The organism is Streptomyces prasinopilosus (assembly GCF_001419695.1).
GTDB lineage: Bacteria > Actinomycetota > Actinomycetes > Streptomycetales > Streptomycetaceae > Streptomyces > Streptomyces prasinopilosus.
The window spans coordinates 1-3299 of sequence record NZ_LIRG01000176.1; the positions used below are offsets into that span (position 1 = coordinate 1).

The 3299-nt window shown below is 74.7% G+C and carries 4 protein-coding genes; 3 read left to right on the top strand and 1 reads right to left on the bottom strand.

Annotated elements, in window-relative coordinates:
* The 3 genes from AOK18_RS09030 to AOK18_RS09040 all read left to right on the top strand — a co-directional run.
* Positions 1–311, top strand: a 311-nt coding sequence (locus AOK18_RS09030; protein WP_478078839.1) for a class I SAM-dependent methyltransferase, incomplete at its 5' end; no start/stop codon positions are given.
* Positions 295–573: a CDGSH iron-sulfur domain-containing protein gene (locus tag AOK18_RS09035; protein WP_055693962.1), complete on the top strand. Its 279-nt coding sequence runs from the start codon at positions 295–297 to the stop codon at positions 571–573. The genes AOK18_RS09030 and AOK18_RS09035, both read left to right, overlap by 17 nt.
* On the top strand, positions 554–1567 hold the full coding sequence (locus tag AOK18_RS09040; protein ID WP_055693963.1) for an iron-containing redox enzyme family protein: 1014 nt from the start codon (positions 554–556) through the stop codon (positions 1565–1567). Before AOK18_RS09035 ends, AOK18_RS09040 begins: the two co-directional genes overlap by 20 nt.
* 74 nt (positions 1568–1641) lie before the next feature.
* On the opposite strand, the gene AOK18_RS09045 is transcribed toward AOK18_RS09040, so the two are convergent.
* The gene (locus AOK18_RS09045) at positions 1642–3174 is read right to left on the bottom strand and encodes an FAD-dependent oxidoreductase (RefSeq protein ID WP_055570927.1); all 1533 of its coding nucleotides are present in this window, start codon (positions 3172–3174) and stop codon (positions 1642–1644) included.
* Positions 3175–3299: the final 125 nt, after the last annotated feature.

Here is a 3299-nt window from a genome sequence, read left to right on the forward strand (position 1 = left end):
GCCTCCCGGCCGCGGTGGCCTGGGACGCGGGCCACCGCGGCCGGCAGGCCGTCGACCGGATCTGCGCGCACGCCCGGGACGTACTGCGCCCGCGGGGCGTCCTGCTCATGGTGCACTCCGGGCTCTGCGGCGTGGAGGAGACGCTGCGGCAGCTGACCGGCAACGGCATGCGCTGCTCGGTGGCGGACCGCTCCTACGTGCCCTTCGGTCCCGTGCTGACCGAACGGCTGACGTGGCTGAGGGACCAGGGCCTGATCGGCCCCGGTGAGGACAAGGAGGAACTGGTGGTCGTCCGTGCCGAACGCATCTGACCGGCCCAGGCGGGTGACCGTCGACGGCAACGGGCCGATGCTGATCGAGGGACCGGTGGAGATCGTCCGGGAGGACGGCACGATCGCCGCCTCGGACCGGTTCGTCGTCGCCGTCTGCACCTGCCGCCGCAGCCGCATCCTCCCGTGGTGCGACACCAGCCACCGCCGCCGCAGGAAACCCCCCGGCGCCGCCCCCCGCGAGGACGGCGGCGGACCCGACCCGAAGGACACGAAGGACACCCATGACGGCGACCACCACTGACCGCGGCCCTGCCGCCGCCTCCCTGCCCGCGCCCAGGGGACCCCTCTCGGCCGGGCTGTTCGCCGCCCTCGCCTCACCGCGGCAGGCCCCGCCCGACGCGGCCGCGGCCGCGGCCGCCGACCCGTACGGGGAGGACCTGCACCTGGCCCTCTACGCGCTCTACGAACTGCACTACCGCGGCTTCGCCGGCGTCGCGGAGGACCGCGAGTGGGACCCCGCGCTCATGCCCCTGCGCCGGGCCCTCGAAGAGCGCTTCCTCGGCGCCCTGCGCGCCGACGTGCCCGCCGGGCGCACCGTGGACGAGGCGATCGGCGAACTGCTGGTGGAGTCCACCGACCACGCCGGCAGCGTCGCCCACCACCTGGAGCACCACGGGGAGCTGTGGCAGATCCGGGAGTACGCCGCGCTGCGCTCCCTCTACCACCTCAAGGAGGCGGACCCCCACGCGTGGGTCATCCCCCGGCTGAGCGGGCGGGCCAAGGCCGGCATGGTCGCCATCGAGTACGACGAGTTCGGTGCCGGCCGGGCCGAGGACATCCACGCCCGCCTCTTCGCCGAGCTGATGGAGGACCTGGGACTGGACACGCGCCCCGGCCACTACCTGGAGGCGGCACCCGCCCCCGCCCTCGCCGTCGTGAACGTGATGACGCTGTTCGGCCTGCACCGGGCGCTGCGGGGAGCACTGGTCGGCCACTTCGCCTGCGTCGAGGTCACCTCGTCGCCGGGCTCCCGCCGGCTCGCCGCGGCGATGCGGCGCACCGGCGCCGGTCCCGCGGCCGAGCGCTTCTACGCGGAGCACGTGGAGGCGGACGCCGTGCACGAACAGGTCGTGCGCCGGGAGGTGATCGGGGGCCTGCTCGCCGACGAGCCGCACCTGGAGCCGGACGTGGCCTTCGGCGCGGACGCCACCGTCCACCTGGAGGACCGGCTGGCGTCCCACCTCCTGGAGGCGTGGCGCGAGGGGCGGTCGGCGCTGCGCCCGCGGGAGGGATAGCGGCCGGCGACAAACCGGGACCGGGCGGCCGGGGCGCTTCACGGCGTCCCGGCCGCCCGGCCGTCGGCGGGCGCTCAGACGGTGCGCGGGGGCAGCGGCCGCACCGCCGGACCGTGCAGCACCTCGCCGTCGACGCCGAACCGCGAACCGTGGCAGGGGCACTCCCAGGCGGTCTCCGCCTCGTTGAAGGAGACCAGGCACCCGAGATGGGTGCACCGCGCCGACACGGCGTGCACGGTTCCGCCCTCGTCGCGGTAGACGGCGCAGCGCCGCCCCTCGACGCGCACGACGGCGCCCGACCCGGGGGCGATCTCGGCGACGGAGTCCACGTGGCTGCTCTTCAGCCGGTCGCCCACGAAGTGCCGGGCCACGTCCGCCTGCTGCTTCAGCAGCGTCGCGCCCTCCCGGACGGTGCTCTTCAGCCGGCGCGGATCGTACAGTCCCGCCCACTCGGGTTCCGTACCGGTGATCAGCGAGGTCAGCAGCTGCCCGGCCATGGCGCCACTGCTCATGCCCCAGCCGCCGAACCCGGTCGCCACGTACACGTGGCGCGCACCGGGGTGGAACGGACCCACCAGCGGTACGGTGTCGCTGGCCCGGTTGTCCTGGGCGGCCCACCGGTACGCGGTGTCCCCGACCGGGAAGTGCTCGTGCATCCAGGCGTCCAGCCGCAGGAACCGTTCGTGGCCGTCGCCCGTGCCGGGCGTGAACCCCTCGCCCGTGACGATCAGCAGACGCCGGTCCCCGTCGAGCGGAGCGGTCCGCACCGACCGCTTGCCCATGTCGTCCGTGATGTACATGTGCTCCGGCGCGGCGGAGGCCGGCAGGGGAGCGGCGACGACCAGCTCCCGGTTCGGTGACAGGCGCGCGAACAGGAGCGCCCGGTCGAAGACCGGGTAGTGCGTGGCGACGACGACGTCCTTCGCCGTGACCGTCGTGCCCCGCTCGGTCCTCACCTTGCACGGGCTGCCCTCGGTGAGGCCGGTCACCCGGGTCCGCTCGTGGATGACACCGCCCCGCGCGGTGATGTCGTCGGCGAGGGCGAGCAGGTACTTGCGCGGGTGGAACTGCGCCTGGTGCGCGATGCGCACGGCCGCCGCCACCGGGAGGGGGAGGTCGGTCTCCGTCACGAAGGACGCGTCCAGTCCCGCTTCCGCGGCCGCCTCGGCCTCGGCCTCGAACACGGCGCGCTGCTGCGGGTCGGTGGTGAAGGTCAGGGCCGACGAGCGCTCGAAGTCGCAGTCGACGCCCAGTTCGGCCGCCACCGCGCCGACCCGTTCCACCGCCGCCTGCTGGGACCGGGCGTACCGGCGGGCGCCCTCCGGTCCACGGGTGCGGCGCAGCCGCTCGTACACGAGGGAGTGGGCGGCGGTGAGCTTGGCCGTCGTGTAGCCGGTGACTCCGGCGGCCACGCGGTCCGCCTCCAGCACGATCACCTTGCGACCGGCCCGGGCCAGTTCCCAGGCGGTGCTCAGGCCGGCCATGCCCGCCCCGATCACGGCGACGTCCGCCGTGGTGTCGGTGTCCGACGGGGGCCATCGGGTGCCCGGTGCGGTGTCCATCCAGTACGACTCGGCCAGGCCGGGCAGTTCAGGTCGTGTTGTCATGGATCACGTGTTCCCGCCGCGGCCGGAAGGAGACGCGCCGGGCCCGTTCTTCCCCTGAGCGGCCCCGCCTCCCGTACGTGCCGTCACCTCGTCGGACACGCTGTTCCGTGCCCGTGCCCGTGCCC

Excerpts from the sequence above, each read along its gene's own strand:
- AOK18_RS09040 (WP_055693963.1), top strand. The coding sequence starts at position 554 with ATGACGGCGACCACCACTGACCGCGGCCCTGCCGCCGCCTCCCTGCCC.
- AOK18_RS09045 (WP_055570927.1), bottom strand. The coding sequence starts at position 3,174 with ATGACAACACGACCTGAACTGCCCGGCCTGGCCGAGTCGTACTGGATG.